Genomic DNA, 16,955 nt, shown 5'->3' on the forward strand with positions numbered 1-16,955 from the left:
TAAAATTCACGTTGTATACATTTTTATTAATACACTTTGCAATTCAAAGTACTTTTTATAAATTTATGTTTTAGTTCTTTTGTCTTATTGTTTGAAGATTATTAATTAGTTTTTTACATGAGTATATGAAGTATTTTGTTGAAAAATCATCGGTTGTGCGGGAAATCTGGGGTAAGGCCGATTACATACTTTTTATTTTTGCAGGTGCATCCGCTGAATTTGCGCTTAATAAGGCTGTTGACTGGCTTTATTTTACGGGCCGTCTTCCTGCCGATCCGCTTGGCCGTCTTTTTTCAACTGTTGCTTACGCACGCCAAATTGTTTTTTCAGAATATGAAGAAGCCATGGTTGCCATTGATAAAATAACGGCTATTCATCAGGGTGTTGAACAGCAGCGTGGCGCAAAAATTCCTGATTGGGCATACCGGGATGTTTTATTTATGCTGATCGATTATTCAATTCGTTCTTTTGAACTTTTGGAGCGTAAATTGACGGAGTCAGAAAAAGACGAATTGTTTCAGACTTTCTTACGGGTAGGATTAAGAATGAAAATTTCCGGACTGCCTGAAAATTTTGCTGCCTGGAGAACCATGAGGGAGCAGCAGCTTATGGAAGATCTTGTCAATGGAAATTTTACGATTGATCTGTACAAACAATATAAAAAACATCTGGGCATTTTTCGGTATCACATGCTGATGCAGGTGCAGGTCATGATTGTTCCGCAGCGCGTCAACAAGCTATTACTGCTTGGGAGAATACCCTGGCTGGTTCCGGTAATCAGTGCTTATAAATTGACAAGGTTATTAGGTTTTGAGAAACTGATACGCAACGCAATACTTCCGGCAGATTATAAAGCTCAGGTAATAGCGCTGGACAAATAACTATTTTATTTCAAGAGAATGTCTCGTGATGTTATGTAAAATGTGAGTTTTTGACTTTAAAAATCAGGTCTGCGGTTACAACCAAATCATTAGTATGGTGTCTTCTTGTTAACTAAACCATATTAGTCATGAAAAAAGTTACAACCGGATTTCTTTTTGCTGTCATTATAACTGCTGTCGGCTGTCAGATGGACATTCCAAATGAGAATGTCGAGCCAATAGTCGATCCGCCACCTATCGTAGTAATTTCCCGCGATAGTATTTCTTCGGGAAACTATCTCGGACTGGCGATTGACGAAAAAGCTGAAAATGTTTACTCAGCGGTACAGTCACTTCAAAAATCAAAAGGTGTAACATATCTGAATGTCGTCAGCAATTTTTCGACTCAATTTACCGATTTACAAAATCGTCTCGCTTTATATCAATATATTTTGCTTGATGAAAGTGAGGGAACTGATTCTGGCGTTCAAATCAATCTTGAATCCGGCAAAGTCAAAAGTATCTATCTTAACAGCGGAAAACAGCTCACACAGTGGCCTGAAAAACTCAGTGATCAATCATCCGTCCGCGTGGGCGATCTGGCTGGCCAACTTTATGAGAAATTTGTCAATATTCAGAGCAAAAACCAGTATGCACCAAAATTTGAAAGAATTTTGCTGGCAACCAAAGACATATCCTTACCCTACGATCCATTTATGGCTAAATCCCCGCAGTGGTATTTTGCTTATACTGTTTCAGCAGATGTACATGAAATGGTCCAAATAAATTTTCGTGACGGCAGGGTAAGTCATCTTATTGTTGAACGGTATAAATAGCAGAACGTCGTTATAAAAAAAGTTTCCCTGGCTCTGATTCCGGTCAAAAGCTGAAAAAGGTTAGGGAAACTTTTTTGTTATTTGATTTAAATAATCAGGTTTTAAAAGTAATAATTGTTACAACTTGAAATATTTCATACCCATCCATCCGTAACGACTTCTACCTTACCCATTTCGTTACTTATATTGAAAAATCAATCCTGATAGCGAATTGCCCTTATTAACCGGATGTTGTTATATTCTTCAATGGTGATCGTATCACTTTCTGGTACAATGCCGCGTTTTATCCAGTTACTTACAGTCTGCGTATTAGCTATATCAAACCTTTTGCAGTATTCCGCAATTGTCACCCAATCCTGGGTAGGATATTTTTTTCCATTTACAAATAAATAATCTTCCAGTGCTTTTTGACTATCGCTTAACAGCTGAGATAGTTCTGGATTTATTACTGCTATTGCCATTGGTTGATTCGTTTGGTTGGCGATTGATTTTTTAAATATTATTACTTAAAATTTAAATTTCTATTTTCTTCTAATGCTTTAATAATTTTAGTGACGCCAATTTAAAGCACGGCATATCTGTTTTATATCGATGTGATCCTGAATTTAGGTCACGTTGCCATTTTAGTACTTACTAAATAAAAATTATGCTAAACAACCGGTTTCCAGCCTTTCTCATATTCCCGCGACCATAATTTTTCAGCCTCCGAATCGCCTATGATATGGCCATTTTTTGGATCGATTTTTAAATCACGTCCTACACGCCAGGCTATATTTCCAAGCTGCATCGCTACAACACTTTTAAATCCGATTTCAACATCACAGTTTGGTTTACGGTTATTTTTGATCGCATCCAGAAAATCCATGACGTGCAGATTATCCATACCCAGGCTTGGACTTGCCGTATTGCGGCCCTGTATATCAGCCGCCTGATCAGTCGCTTTCACTTCCCTGATTTTTTTACCATCAAGATCATAAACCGTGTAGCTATCTCCGCCGGTATCCAGACTTCCGTTTTCACCGTAAAAAATAATTCCCCTGTCAAGCCCTTCAATTTTTCTTCCGTTTGAACTTCTGGATTCCCAAAGTAATGATACGCGGCCAGGATAATCCATCGCTACAACTTGTGTATCAGGTGTTTCCCAATCATCCTTGAATTCGTATCTTCCCCCAACCGAGCTAACCCTGGTTGGAAAATCTACACCGAGTCCCCAGCGAGCGACATCTACTTCGTGCGTACCATTGTTCAGTGCCTCGCCTGTGCCCCAATGCCAGAACCAATGCCAGTTGTAGTGGATCAGACCTTCTTTATAGGTCATTCTTGGCGCAGGCCCCTGCCATAAATCATAATCCAGCCAGGATGGAACGGTTCCTGGTTTGAGAAAAGTCGATTTTCTGTTGTTGGTATACCAGGTTTTGGCAAGATAAACACGGCCAATAATTCCCTCATGAAGTTCTTTAATGCCTTGTGTCAAAACCGGCGCTGAACGGCGCTGAGCACCCATTTGTACCACGCGTTTGTATTTTCTTGCAGCCTCGACGGCCAGCTCACCTTCTCTTGGGTTATGGCTCAGCGGTTTTTCTACATAAACATGTTTTCCTGCCTGGCAACCCATGATCGTCAGTGGCGCATGCCAATGGTCAGGCGTGGCGATATAGATTGCATCAATGGATTTATCTTCCAGTACTTTTCTGCAATCTTTTTCAGATTTAGGGGTTGCATTGGGTTTAACTTTTTTTATTTCTTCAATCGCCAATGGAATTGCTCTGGAATCCACATCGCAAACTGTACCAACTTCTGCATTTTTCTGTCCTGCAAATGTGGCTGACATACTTTTTCCACGGCTGTTAACGCCAATTGTTGCCACGCGAATAAGTTCGTTGGCACCAATGATCCTGTTATAGCTTTTTGCACTAAATCCAAATGCGGAGCCACCTATGGCTATACCTGTGGAAGCCACCGTTATTTTTTTCAGGAAATCCCTTCTATGTTCCATAAAATGGTTTGAAATACGTTTGAATAAAATCTTAAACCATATGCTCAGGAAAGAATATATTCCCGAATCGCTATTTCAAATGAAGTCGGTTTTGATATAAATTTACTTGGAAGCGGTGACTGGAATTTTTATTTGTGTAAGATCTAAGAACATGGGTAATCCTGAACGATAAGATAACAGTCCTGTTTTTTTGCATCTCAGAACAATTCAGATCGAATCATGGCGTTTCTGCTGATAATTAATGTGACTTTGTAAACCCCCAACGTAATGAACAGAACCTTCAAAACTCTTTTTTTTATTAGTACATTTCTTTATCAAAACATCAGTGCGCAAATAGTTTTACCCGTAGCCTCCAGTATCAAAAAGTCGTATGTAAAACAGCAGCGTGATCCGGGCGGTGCGCCTGGAAAAAACTACTGGCAAAACAGGTCGGATTATGAAATAAAAGTAAGTTTTGATCCGCTGACGGCGAAGTTAAAGGGCGTCGTAAATATTCAGTATGTCAACAATAGTCCTGATACACTGACCAAAGTTGTTTTTAAACTATATCCCAATATCTATCAGAAAGAAGCAATTCGGGTCGTTCCTGTAAAATCACAGGATTTAACAGATGGTGTCGTGATTGAAAAATTCAGCTTTAACAGCAACGAACTCGATACAAAACAATATACGATCAGAGGCACAAATATGACAGCGCGCGTTGGTAAAATTTTACCAAAACAAACAGTGCATTTTGACATAACTTATTCCTATGATCTGAACCGTAATTCCTTTATACGGGGCGGGCAGATTGATTCCGGTGCTTTTTTTATTGCTTACTTTTTCCCGCGTATAACCGTATACGATGATATTGACGGATGGAATGAGTATCCCTACACTGGTCAATATGAATTTTATAACGATTTTGGTCAGTTTAAAACTGAAATAACAGTTCCAGGCGACTATCAGGTTTGGGCAACGGGTGAATTGAAAAACGCCGTTGAAGTTTTGAAACCGAAATTTATCAGTCTGATTGATAAGGCAAATAAAAGTGACCGGGTTGTTGAAATAATCAGCGAGGCTGATATTAAGAACGGCCCGGTATCCAACGGGAAAGATGTTAAAACCTGGAAATTTCAGGCTGACAATGTTACGGATTTTGCTTTTGGTATCAGTAATCATTATGTGTGGAAAGCATCAAGTTTAGTAGTGGATCAAACAACGGGCAGGCGCACCAGGATTGATGCGGTTTTTGATCCGAAACATCAAGATTATCAGCCCATTGTAAATTATGGACATAAAACGATTGATTTAATTAGCACCAGATTTCCGGCAGTGCCGTTTCCTTTTTCACATGAAACCATATTTGACGGACCAACGGAAATGGAATATCCTATGATGGTCGTAAATAGTCCTCTGGAAAAGCCACAGGAAGCAATTGAGCTTACAGCGCATGAAATTTTTCATAGTATTTTTCCTTTTTATGTGGGTGTAAACGAAACAAAGTATTCATTTATGGATGAAGGTTTTGCCACGCTTTCTGAATTCTTACTGCATCCGCTAATTGATTCTACGGTCAAACTTGACTACGACATAAGTGATGCTAACGCAGTTGTTGGATCTGAGCAGGAATTACCTGTGATGACTTTAACGCCCCAGCTTGCAGGACCGGCCAGATATGTTGCCAAAAACCTGAAACCTGCACTTGGATATTTGTACGTAAAAGAAATGCTTGGGGATGCCTTGTTTAACAAAGCGATGCAGTATTATATGGATCAGTGGAAGGGCAAACATCCGACGCCTCATGATTTTTTTAATTGTATCAATACAGGTTCTGGTGTAAATCTGAACTGGTTTTGGAAAAGCTGGTTTTTTGAAAAAGGTGTGCCGGATCTGGCAATAAGTAAAGTGCAGAGTACCCTGAAAAAACATGAGATTACGATCTCAAATTCAGGAAATCTGGCTGTGCCCGTTCATCTGACGGTATATTTTAAGGATGGCAGCCAGAAATCCATAGGATCAAGCATCGCCTGCTGGTCGAAGGGAAATAAAACCACGAAGATTAGTGTGAATGCAGCTAAACCTTTGAAAAAAATAATTTTAGGTACTGCATTTGATCTTGATGTGCAGCCTGAAAACAATGTTTGGATATCACCCCGTTAATGGAGATTACCTGCAATTCTGACAAACAGATTACAAACAATAGGAAATGCCTGCGCATAAATAAACACGCAGACATTTCTATATTCAAGAAATCTGGCTTAGACTATCCTCGACATTTTTCAATTAAAATCGTCAGATACTCAGGCAAAGAAACTTGGTTTTTGAAGGTAACCAGGCTGCCAGCTCGAATCCCTGCGGCGAAGCGCACGGGAGATTGTCAGGATTTCTTCAAGACGGCTATTCTGATCGATAGTTGAATCCTGGCTATGAAAATATTGTCCGATAATTTCCCATTCAAACGTGTCTGTTTTTTCATCATAAATACCCACCGGGATCCGGTTTCCATCAGTCATCAAAAGTCCTAATACCGATTGTGCCTCTGCCTGAGAAGAGCAGCCGATATGGTGGTATTGCGATTTCAGAGTATACAATACTGAATAACGGTTTTCAGAAACAACATTTTCTTCACCTTTTGCTTTATCTTTTTTTGTATAAGCGGAAAGGAAATTTTGAAATGAGTTTTTAAGATCCGATAACGGAGATTTGGCTGTATATTTTAGTTCTTGTGTCATAATCTTAATGGTTTAAAAACTGAATCAGTACATCAATGGAATTGCCGATCATTTAAAGCTTTCTGGTGTAGAAAATATTGTAAAATTGTTATAGTACAATTTTGATTTTAAATGTCACATCAGGAATGAAATGTTAACCTGAATTTTGATACGCTGTCTCAATCTATTCGTTATTAAAATAGTTATGTGATTGGTTGAATAAATTACTTGAAAATTAAATTAGTATATTTTCATTAATTAGTAAACGTGTATTGTTAATCAATAGTTTACGAATTATTTCATTAATACAAAATATCTTTAAATCTTAAAGCCTTTTTATTTGAATAGTACTATATATGGAAGATGTGGAGATGAATTTAGCATCACTTTCTGAATTGAAAATTTAAGTAGTCCTGATGGGTATGAAAGATCTGTATAATGAAATAGTTATATATTTACATTATTGGTGGAAAGAAGTTATGCATAATTTGTCTTATGGATTACGGCTTCAATTGTAAATTCCCCCGGTCTGGTCTGGGAAATTATTTACTTTTAAACTGTCAGCGGGCTTGTAGAAGTAAGGCTTAATCTTGCTTTAAAAATGGATTGCCTTTCCCGGTTTTTAGATAGGTTTTCCAGGCTTGCAAGAAATGTATTCCAGCCAAATTTTAATAAAAAATACATTTAGAAATGAAGTCACTATTGGTTTTAGGCATTATTATACTTTTGTGGTATTGTGTAAAGGAATCTAAAAACAAACAGATATATGGTGAAATGCTTTCACTTACCGGATCTTGGTTTAAGTTTTTGTCGATTTAATGCCCAAACATTATTGTCAGTTTTAATATCAGGAAACACACCTTCAGGATCAATAACGACCTTAGTGACAACGCCATCTGAATCAGGAACAAACGAATAGGAGTAACCCTGCTGCCAGATTTCTACCGGAAACTTGTGCGATTCTTTATCTCCATTTTCAAAGGTTATTTCCACATATAAAGGCATTGCAGCCTTTTCGATATTTTCAATGAAAATCTTTGCTTTTGATGATTTGTCTTTGGGGTTTATCACGTTTGCTATTTTCTGATCAAGCTTGTAATTTTCCAAAAACATAGCTTTCCAAAACCAGTTCAGATCTTCTCCCGTCGAATTGTTGATGCTGCTGAAAAAATCCCGGGGCGTTGGATGTTTGTATGCCCAGTCGCGGATATATTTCCGGAATGCAGTATCAAATCGCTCTTTTCCTAAAATCTGCTCTCTTAACAAAGTGAGTAAATAAGCCACTTTTTGATATTGAATTGTATAAACCTGATTTCCCGGGATGACATCTGGTCTGGTCATGATCGCGACCAGTGAATCAACGAAAAGTGCTTTTACGGGAACATCAATTTCGGGATAGCCGATAAATTCACCACCGTTAAAATCTTTGGTCGCCATATTATCCATAAATGCATTAAAACCCTCATCCATCCAGGCATGTTTTCTTTCGTTGCTACCCACGATCATCGGAAACCAGGTATGCCCGAGTTCATGGTTGACTACCGCCCAGAACATATTTCCTTTGTCTTTTGCCGAACAGAATACCAACCCCGGATATTCCATTCCATCCAGATTTGATGCAACATTAACCGCCTTGTTATACGGATATTCGTACCATTGTTTTGAGAAATACTGCAAAGTAAACCTGATATATTCTCCCGAACGCTCCCAGCTATCCGTATGCTTTGATTCGACCGGGTATAGCGAACTTCCTAAAACTTTTTTACCACTCGCTAAAACAATTTCCTGACCTTCCCATACGAATGATTTTGATGCGGTCCAGGCAAAATCCCTGGCAGAATTTAATTTGAATTTCCAGGTACAAAATGCTTTGGAAGGCCTGGACGAAGGATCTGTAACTTCATCAGCCGTGCGGATAACTAGCTTTTCAGATGAAGATTTAGCTTTTTTCCAGCGTTCCAACTGAACATTTGTCAGAACTTCTTCTGGGTTTAAAAGATCGCCAGAGGCTTCCACAATATAGGCTGACGGAAGGGTGATATTAACATCGAAATTCCCATATTCCAGATAAAATTCGCCGTTACCCAGATAGGGGAGCGCGTTCCATCCGCTGACGTCATCAAGCACGCAAAGACGTGGGTACCATTGTGCAACCGAATAAATATCTCCGTTTCTGGTAGGCAGAATATCTGTTCTGTTTACGTTGAAATCAGCATTTCTGAAATTTCTTGGAAACTGGTAACTGTATTTTATTTGAAAGGTAATCTTTTGTCCGGAAGGAAGCGGTTCGGTCAGTTCGATCCGCATTCTGGTATCATGTATGTAAAAATCTGCTTTGTCATGGTTATTTAAAAGAATGGATTCAATTGCAAAACCTCCTGTAAATGAAGGAGCTACTTCCTTATAACTTAAATATAATTTCGCGTCCAGTCCTTTTGAATGTTTTTTGTAAACATTCTGATCCATTTGTATCCATAAAAACGTGAGTGCTTTTGGACTATTATTTGAATAAGTGATCGTTTCAATTCCCGAAATTATATCAGTCTTATCGTCCAGCGAAACATCAATTTTATAATCCACCTGATTTTGCCAGTAATCCGGACCTGGCTCACCGGTTGCCAGTCGAAACGAATTACCAGAAGGCAAAAACGATGATGAAGGAAACAGTTCAGAAGCTATATATTTTGATCTGGGCTTTTCTGTCAGCTGAGCAAAAACAGACGGATAGGCAAGAATTAAAAAAAATAACGGGAGAAAATGCTTCATAAATATTTTCAGGACAGCTGAGTGGGTTAATAATCCAAGATAAGAATTTAATCTAAAAAGCACAGGATTTATCAATCGGTTCAGCCACGGGTTTAAACATAAAAAAGAGACAATATTGTAAACGAAAGTCTCAATACTGTCTCTTTTTATTTGATATTAAATCAATTAATTGGTGACAGTACGCGTGTCCCACCACATTTTTTTACCCCAGAAATTGTCTTTGATTTCTGCAATAAATGAAGCACTGTTACCGGCATTTAAAGTCGTCTCTGTCGGTGGATAAGGATAGCGGAATGGCGGTCGGGTATGTCCTGTGAATGGTGAGCCTGTTGCCGCCGGCATCACAGGAATGTCAGTCCGTCTGGATTCTGCCCATGCTTCGTTTCCGTTTTTGTAAAGCGACAGCCATTTTTGGGTATACAGTTTTGTTGTGGTATTATCCCATTTCACGTCCGAACCCGCAAGATAAGTACTGATAACGGTTGCATCCGTGATTCCGTTTTCGTTTAAAGAAGCAGTTATCCCAGAATTGTATAAACTTTCAGCGGTACTTGAACCAGTTTTCCAGCCTTTCTGAGCCGCTTCGGACAGGATGAAAAGTACTTCACTATACCGCATCATCGGCGAAAATCCTGTTGGGTCTTCACGGAATTTCACACCGATCCTTGAATAATTGGAAATGACAGGAGAAGTTGGCGGGCCAATTTCCACACCTCTGTATTCTCCATCGATTGGTGCCGGTTTGGCATATACTGCCAGACGTGGATCTTTTAGTTGTTTAAGGGAATTGATCAGAATATTACTCGGGCCGTGATCATCGCGCGTCATGAAGTTGCTGTTCCACGGCTCAATGTATGGGCTTGATCCGGTCCATTTTAAAAAAGCGTTATCCGTATTGGCTGCCATTACAGGATAGGTTGCCGGGGCAGAAGTAATCTCTTCAATAATGGGCTTGGCAGTTGCCGGACTAACATTTGAAATTCTGATCGCTACACGCAGTCTCAAAGAGTTGCAAAGTTTTTGCCATTTTTTAACATCGCCGCCATAAAGCAGATCACCTTCTCCCAAAACATCGGTTCCGCCTGCGGCAAACAAATCGGCTGCGGTTTTTAATTGGGTGATTAAGGCCGGATAAATCGTTTCCTGCGTATCATATTTCGGGGTAATAAAACCTGCATCACCTTTGAAAGCTTCGGTAAAAGGCACATCTCTCCAACGGTCTGTGGCAATCTGTAAGATGAAAGCCTGCAAGGTCAGACCCGTTGCCTTCATATTTTTGGAACCCGATTTGTCTGCCTGGTCAATGATCGCCTGGGCATTTTTCAGGTCGCGGTAAATGACCGTCCAAAGTGTATTGATATTCGTGGAGGTGAACATATACCGCGAATCATCAATGTATTGCAGTTTTCCTAAATGACCCGCATAGGTGGATGGCTCGTTCATATCACCCAAAACACCGAAATAATTTGTGGCGAAATCTGTGAGTACATAACCAAGTACATTGGTAATCGGCGCTTCAACGGGGCTGTTTGGATTTGTATTTATTTCCTCAAAATCGTCGGTACATGACTGTCCGGTGAATGCCAGAAGGAAAAGAATTAGTAAACTGGTTGATATATTTTTCATATGGATCAGAATTTCACATTTAATTTAACACCTATGCTTCTGTTGGAAGGAATCTGGTATTGCTCAATCCCCAACCCGTCGTTTCCAACCCCGAATCCGGTTTCAGGATCAATATGGGCCACGTTGCTTTTTGAAGTGTAAAGCAATGCCACATTACGGGCAAACAGCGAAATACCCGCTCCTTTAAGCCATGGATATCTGGAAATGAAGGCCGAAGGCAACTGATAACCTAGTTCGATCTGGCGTAGTTTTACAAAACTTCCGTCAACAATCGCCGTTTCTCTGCCACCCCAAAGGCTTTGGAAGTAATCTCTCGCTCCAACACGAATGGTGTTTGGCGTTCCGTCAGCCATCGTCACTTTTTCATTTTTAAGAACATCCTGTCCAACGATCAAACCGTTTTCGCGGATTCCACCTTCCACCGTTGGCGCAGTAACACCCGACTGCAAGCCGAACCACTGCGTAACACTGAAAACGTCACCGCCTTTTCTCATATCCAGCAGAAAGTTGAAATTGAAATTCTTGTAAGTAAAGCTGTTGGTAACACCTCCAACCCAGTCGGGCATAACATTTCCAACTGCTGTTGGTGTAGAATTGTAAGTCGGCAAACCGTTGCTTCCGATGATGATCGCGCCTGTTGAGGCATCCCTTGCAAAAGTTGATCCCCTCATCACACCATAAGCCTGGCCCGGAACCGCGTCTACTGTAAGTCCCCAAACGGAAGTAATTGTGTAGGCTTCCAGTTTCTGGCCCGTTGTTGGATCCTGATAAAGCTCGTTCACCATACTTTTGTTTTTGGCCCAGTTGGCGCTGATGTCCCAGTTAAACCCACCCGGATTGCGGATAATGCCGGCTGTCAATTGCAATTCAACGCCCTTGTTCTGGATTTCACCAGCGTTCAGCTGCATGGTGCTATAACCGGAAGCTCCGGAAATATTGACCTGCATGATCTGGTTCGTTGTGATCTTGTTATAGTAAGTTGCATCCAGACCGATACGGCGGTTCAGGAATTGTAATTCGAAACCAACTTCTGTACTTTTTGCTTTTTCAGGTTTAAGGTTAAGCGGAGGTAAGGTGCTTGAAATACTGTAAAGTGTCACCCCATTAAACGGCGTGGAATTCGCGATATAAGAAGACTGCAGCTGATAAGGACTTCCGCCGTTTCCAACACTTGCCCAGCTCGCGCGAAGTTTACCAAAACTCAGTATGTCCGAATTGACCGGAATCACGTTCGTAAATACCCAGCTAAGACTTGCAGATGGATAAAAGTATGACCAGTTCCCTCTTGGCAATGTAGAACTCCAGTCGTTTCTTGCTGTAAGATCCAGATACAGATAATCCTTAAATCCCAGTGATGCCTGACCATAAACACTGTTGGTTCTCAACTTGTTGGTTGTCATAGCCGTTGTCGGGCTGCCTTTTGCATTGCTGATAGTGAACAGGTCAGGAACGGTCAGCTGAGCGGCGCCCAGTGAGCTGTAATTGTAATTATAGTTTCTGTAATTGGCTCCGGCTGTGTAACTTAACGTCAGGTCTTTTGCCTGATTTCCGTGGCCTGTCAAAATAAGATCGGCATTAATTTCATTGATATTATATTTTGATTCAGTGAATTTTCCACCGCCCCAGGTTTTGTCGGCCATACTGGTCAACGTCTCATTCGACTTGTTATGGATCACTTCCATACGTCGCTCAGCCGACCAGTCTGTTCCGATCCTGGTCATGGCGCTCAGCCATTCGCCAAATTTATAAGTGGCACTAACATTGCCAAAAACACGGTCTTTGTAACGTGAATGTGTATTGTTGTTTACATTGAAGTAAGGGTTATCGTGGAAATTGTTGTTCCAGTTATAGGGCATTCCATCCGCAAAAGTTTCGTTATAATGTGCTTTCAAATCGGCCATATCCACCTGACGGCCAAACCAGCCACCAATCGATTGCATCGGGTTATTGGAATGATATCCCTGGCCAACCAGATTGTCATTTGCCGTACGGACATAATTGATCAATGCATTCGTTTTCAGCCTTTTGGTAATATTCTGCGTCGTGTTAAGCTGGATCGTATAACGTTTTTGATCTGTGTTCGGAATGGTACCGATCTGCTTTTGCTGACCAAATGATAAACGTGTATCGCCAGCTTCGGAGCTGGATGCAATGGCTACGGAATTATCAATGGTATAACCAGTCTGGAAGAAATCCTTTACGTTATTTGGATGTGAAACCCAGGGTGTCGCCGTGCGGTTTCCGTTGGCATCCAGCGGGCTGTTATATTGGGGAATAAGCAGACCTGCGTCCAGTCTTGGTCCCCAGCTTTCATCCACACCATCGTTGATGCCATTGCCTAAACCGTCCTTGTATGAAAAGCCAGTTGAGGTTGCATAATCCTGGTAAGACTTGCCATTTCCATTCTTTTTCCACATATACTCTTCACCATATACGCCTTGTCCGTACTGGTTCTGATACTTGGGAAGGATGTATGGTTTCTCATAAGAAAATCCTCCTGAATAAGTGACCGAAGTACCTTTGCCTGCCCCTCTACCATTTTTTGTTGTGATCAAAATTACACCATTTGCGGCCTGATAACCATACAAAGCTGCGGCATTGGCACCTTTCAATACTGACATGGAAGCGATATTGTTCGGGTCGATTTCTGCAACAGCGTTACCATAATCCACGCCACCGCCCGAAGTTGTGTTGGTGGAAAAGTTGCTGATCGGAACGCCGTCGACAACAAAAAGCGGCTGGTTGTTTCCAAATGAATTATTACCACGGAGAACAATTCGGGTACCCGAGCCAACCGCGCCGCTACCTGCTGTAATCTGCACACCGGCCACTTTTCCCGAAAGTGAATTCAGTACGTTCTGTTCGTTGCTGCGGGTAAGTTCTGCTCCCTTTACTTCCTGGATGGAGTAACCAAGCGATTTTTTCTCTCTTGTAACACCCAGTGCCGTTACCACAACCTCATTCAAAAGTCTGTGGTCAGCAACCAGCGTCAGGTTAATTATGTTTTTTCCGGCTACGGGCATTTCCTGTGTTATGTAGCCGATAAAGCTGACAATCAGGATGCTGTTTTCGGTGGCTTTCAAACGGAATTTTCCATTTTCATCGGTCGTGGTACCGCTGTTTAAATCACCTTTCACCATGACGGACGCACCGGGTAGGGGACTGCCGTCTTCTTTCGAGGTAATCACACCGGAGATTTCAATTTCTGCTACCCTGGAAATCTGCTTTGCACGTTCCGCCCTGGCGGTATTATTTGCCGGGAGACAAAAAAATACAGTGCCCGCGACCAACATGGTGCGCATGGTAAATTTTAAGATAGGTCGTTTCATACTTAGTTGTAGATAGGTTGTAGTAATTAAAATCCATGAAAATATTGTTACAATCCGAGTAAGATTTCGGGCAGTCAATTTGAAAAAGTTGTGAAACCTCCGGTTGCGTTTTTAACCGATGGTCTGTGTAGTTTTTGAGGAAATCAAAGAATCAGTCATATAGAATTTGTTTGCGATTATGGTCCTAACATTACACTGTAATTCCTATCTGTAAAATTAGTGGTCGCCAATTCTAATTTCTTCGTGGTAATTGCCGGATAGTTTACCAATATTAGCAATCTCTTCAACTAATTTTGGTAAATCTGGATTATGTAGTGATTTCTATGGAGTTTTTATAAATCAGACAAATTTAAATTCTGATTCAGATTATACGGCAGTCTAATTGTCTGAAAGGTGACAATTATTATAAATAAAATTTTACAAATAATAATAACAAACGACATTCGTCGTGTCCGACATTATATCATTTTCTCTTTTAAATCTTTGTAGCGCGACCTTCCCACAGGCAGTACTTCTCCGTTTTTGAGCAAAAGTCCATAACGGCCGCCGGGCTGTATTAAAATTCTTTCTGCCTGGACAAGCGAAATCAGGTAGGATTTATGGATGCGTTCAAAGGTATCCGGTAGTAATTGTTGCAGTTTTTCGAGCGATTTGTCGTGTAGTTCCTGTCTGCCGTTTCGAAGATGTAATTCACTGTAAATTCCGGCACCTTTGATATAGTGGAGCTCACTGATGTCAATGAGCCGAACGGTGCCTGCTTTTTTCACTGCAAGGAAATTTATATTTTTTTCAATACTTTTTGTAGTAGTTGTAATACGCTTGAAAGCAGTCTCCAATCTTTCCTGATCAAAGGGTTTTGGAACAAAATCAAGCACGCCATAACTGAAAGCCGTGATGGCTTTTTCTGTGTAAGCCGAAACAATAATGGTATGAAAAGATCCGGCCACAACGGATTCAAGTACGTCAAACCCGTTCTCTCCGTTAAGATTCAGATCAAGTAATAACAGATCAATCGGATTATTTTCAATATAACTCAGTCCTTTTTGTAATGAATCACAAATCGTGATGGCCGACAGGTTTTCTTCAAAATAACTGCGCGTTATCCTTTCCAGTCGGTTGGCAATTCTGGCTTCATCTTCGATGATCAGTACTTTCATTTTGTGTAAATCTTAACAGTCGACATCCAGCCGTTAGGAGTGGCTTCCGAGGTGAATTCCCATTTGTCACCATAACTTTCAGTCAAACGCGCCTGGATATACCGGAAACCTGTCCCGCCCTTCCTGGTCCTGGATGGTATCCGGTTTTCAGCAATCGTTTCAAAAGTATATTGACGATAAGTATTCGTTTTTAAAAACTGTAAACAGAAACGGATTCCATGCCCAGCTATCGGAATACTATGCGTAATACCATTTTCCAGGATGGTGTGAATAAGCGCGGGCGGAATAAACTCTGCATCATCAATGCCCTTGTCTTCCCAATGATACTGAATTTCTTTCCTGAATTGCATGACGGTAAGATGCACTTTGCAAAGCTCAATTTCCTGTCTGATTGGAATCTGGACTTCTTCGGAAATAGTATTCATGATATCGAATTCCGCCGCCAGGGCATGAATGAATTCTGCACCTTGCTTGGGTGATTCTTCCACCCAGTCGATCAGTGAAGTCAGTGTATTTTTTAGAAAATGTGGCTGGATATTCTTTTTGACCAGTTCAAGCTGCAACCGCGACGAGAGCAGTAGTGAAGAATGATACTCATCTTCAATTACCCGGCTGCGGATCGTATGCAAATAAAGCATACATAATACGATGATGGTGAAACTGATAAATAATCCGAAATCATATACAACATATTTGTTGACCACGATGCTACATAATAATCCGGATAATACCAGAAGTGCACCTTTTTCTTTTTGAAGTATGGCGTTTAGTACGATGACTGTTGAAGCAATCCACATACACATGCTGTAATACTGTGCGTTACGATCATAGTGCCGGTAATTGAAAATGTAAATACCAATTAATGAGATACCTAAAATCACCAATAGCACTTTTTTCCATTGAAAATTAAACTGAATGGTAAAATAAAGAGGTACCAGTATTGCAATAATGATTGTCAGTATACCAATCGCTTCCAGCCGGAAATAAAATTTTGTGTAGGGGATTTCAATATAAAATTTTATGTATTCAAGGATCAGCAATGTGAAAAACAGCAGACAGATAACGGCAAAGATCAGGATTGTCTGTTGGCGTTTACTGCTGTTAAAATATAGAAAGAAATAATATAATGAAGCGATCAGAAAAGCGCCGGACATGATATTCATCACCGAGGTTATGACCAGCGGCAGTGTCAACAAACTTTTGTATGAATCCAATTCAACATAAAATCCGCGTTTTTCCTTTGGAAGATAAGACTGTGATGCCCGGAAGGAAAGTATATGCATGCCCGCTCCGGATAATGAATCCGGTACATTGTAAACAGTTGCTTCGGTTCCTGGAATTTCCAGGATGTTTTTTTGAAATATTCTGCCATTTGATCCAATACGTACACTGTCCCAGTATACTTCAAAAGCTCCGAAAGCATTGACCTTGATACCCGGCATCGCATCCGGGTTTTTCAGAATATTGATATGTGTCCGCACCCAGAAAACAGAATCTGCATTTGATGTTTGGTTGGCACTCCAGTCTGAGTCATTATAATGTTTTCCAGCCCATAAAATATTGTCACCGTTTTTATATAAAACCGGATATTCCTCATAAACCATATCGGATTTACAGGAAACAAAAAAGGGTAGCAGGAATAGAAGAAAAAGGAGGCGTTTCATAAAACAAAGGTATGAGGAAGATGAATCA

General features: G+C 40.5%; 11 protein-coding genes. 3 read left to right on the plus strand and 8 right to left on the minus strand.

Annotated features, from left to right (window positions below):
* Nucleotides 1-125: 125 nt before the first annotated feature.
* Both LXL81_RS04425 and LXL81_RS04430 read left to right on the plus strand, forming a co-directional pair.
* Nucleotides 126-881: an oxygenase MpaB family protein gene (locus tag LXL81_RS04425; RefSeq protein WP_234645497.1), complete on the plus strand. Its 756-nt coding sequence runs from the start codon at nt 126-128 to the stop codon at nt 879-881.
* A 128-nt stretch (nt 882-1,009) separates the two neighbouring features.
* Complete coding sequence (locus LXL81_RS04430; RefSeq protein WP_234645498.1) at nt 1,010-1,696, plus strand: hypothetical protein; 687 nt, start codon at nt 1,010-1,012, stop codon at nt 1,694-1,696.
* A gap of 194 nt (nt 1,697-1,890) precedes the next feature.
* On the opposite strand, the gene LXL81_RS04435 is transcribed toward LXL81_RS04430, so the two are convergent.
* Nucleotides 1,891-2,157: a hypothetical protein gene (locus LXL81_RS04435; RefSeq protein ID WP_234645499.1), complete on the minus strand. Its 267-nt coding sequence runs from the start codon at nt 2,155-2,157 to the stop codon at nt 1,891-1,893.
* A gap of 188 nt (nt 2,158-2,345) precedes the next feature.
* Nucleotides 2,346-3,692 carry a Gfo/Idh/MocA family protein gene (locus tag LXL81_RS04440; RefSeq protein WP_234645500.1) on the minus strand — a complete coding sequence of 449 codons (1,347 nt, stop codon included), beginning with the start codon at nt 3,690-3,692 and terminating at the stop codon, nt 2,346-2,348.
* Between the two features lie 267 nt (nt 3,693-3,959).
* On the opposite strand from LXL81_RS04440, the gene LXL81_RS04445 reads away from it, so the two are divergent.
* On the plus strand, nt 3,960-5,834 hold the full coding sequence (locus LXL81_RS04445; protein ID WP_234645501.1) for a M1 family metallopeptidase: 1,875 nt from the start codon (nt 3,960-3,962) through the stop codon (nt 5,832-5,834).
* Nucleotides 5,835-5,974: 140 nt separating this feature from the next.
* On the opposite strand, the gene LXL81_RS04450 is transcribed toward LXL81_RS04445, so the two are convergent.
* From LXL81_RS04450 to LXL81_RS04475, 6 genes are all read right to left on the minus strand, one after another.
* Nucleotides 5,975-6,406 carry a hypothetical protein gene (locus LXL81_RS04450; protein WP_234645502.1) on the minus strand — a complete coding sequence of 144 codons (432 nt, stop codon included), beginning with the start codon at nt 6,404-6,406 and terminating at the stop codon, nt 5,975-5,977.
* A gap of 759 nt (nt 6,407-7,165) precedes the next feature.
* Nucleotides 7,166-9,151, minus strand: a complete 1,986-nt coding sequence (locus LXL81_RS04455; RefSeq protein ID WP_234645503.1) for a M1 family metallopeptidase — start codon at nt 9,149-9,151, stop codon at nt 7,166-7,168.
* 165 nt (nt 9,152-9,316) lie between these two features.
* Nucleotides 9,317-10,777, minus strand: coding sequence for a SusD/RagB family nutrient-binding outer membrane lipoprotein (locus LXL81_RS04460; protein ID WP_234645504.1), 1,461 nt, complete (start codon nt 10,775-10,777; stop codon nt 9,317-9,319).
* A 5-nt stretch (nt 10,778-10,782) separates the two neighbouring features.
* Nucleotides 10,783-14,106, minus strand: coding sequence for a SusC/RagA family TonB-linked outer membrane protein (locus LXL81_RS04465; protein WP_234645505.1), 3,324 nt, complete (start codon nt 14,104-14,106; stop codon nt 10,783-10,785).
* Nucleotides 14,107-14,564: 458 nt separating this feature from the next.
* Complete coding sequence (locus LXL81_RS04470; RefSeq protein ID WP_234645506.1) at nt 14,565-15,263, minus strand: LytTR family DNA-binding domain-containing protein; 699 nt, start codon at nt 15,261-15,263, stop codon at nt 14,565-14,567.
* On the minus strand, nt 15,260-16,927 hold the full coding sequence (locus LXL81_RS04475; RefSeq protein ID WP_234645507.1) for a histidine kinase: 1,668 nt from the start codon (nt 16,925-16,927) through the stop codon (nt 15,260-15,262). The genes LXL81_RS04470 and LXL81_RS04475 overlap by 4 nt, the downstream gene beginning before the upstream one ends.
* Between the last annotated feature and the right edge of the window lie 28 nt (nt 16,928-16,955).

The organism is Dyadobacter sp. CY356, from assembly GCF_021440195.1.
Taxonomy (GTDB): Bacteria; Bacteroidota; Bacteroidia; order Cytophagales; family Spirosomataceae; genus Dyadobacter.